The organism is Streptococcus sp. HMSC066F01, from assembly GCF_001837335.1.
Lineage (GTDB): Bacteria > Bacillota > Bacilli > Lactobacillales > Streptococcaceae > Streptococcus > Streptococcus oralis_S.
In genome coordinates this window covers 46837-47245 of the sequence record NZ_KV832107.1, presented here as the reverse complement: position 1 = coordinate 47245, position 409 = coordinate 46837, and the positions used below count along the sequence as shown (strand labels likewise).

General features: G+C 37.4%; 1 pseudogene. It reads left to right on the top strand.

Features of this window, described 5'->3' with window-relative positions:
- Positions 1-409: pseudogene (locus HMPREF2655_RS03275) on the top strand (hypothetical protein); the annotation flags it as partial.

The window sequence follows — 409 nt, the reverse complement described above, 5'->3', positions numbered from 1 at the left end:
ATGTTTATGATCTCAATCATTTAGAGAACCCACCAAAGACGATTGATGTAGTCAAACTGATTCAAAGCTATGATGAAAGTTATAAGTTAGACTTTCAGGCAAGAAGAGGCTATACTGATGGGGGAAAGGATTATATCGTTCTTTCTTTAGTGAATAAGGAGAATAAGGAAGATAAGAAGGAGGTTGCTTTGGATGTGGATTCTGAACAGATAGTGTCAGCTCTACCTACAGATAAAGCAGAATCAAAACGAACCCCTTTTTCGTTCGATTATACCAATCTAGATAAGATAGCTACTGAATACGGCTTCATACCCACTTACGATTTAGCCTACAGTAATGATTCAAAAGTGAGAGAGGACGCTGATATAAACTTCATTGTGGACTACCCCGAATATTATAAGGCTATGGA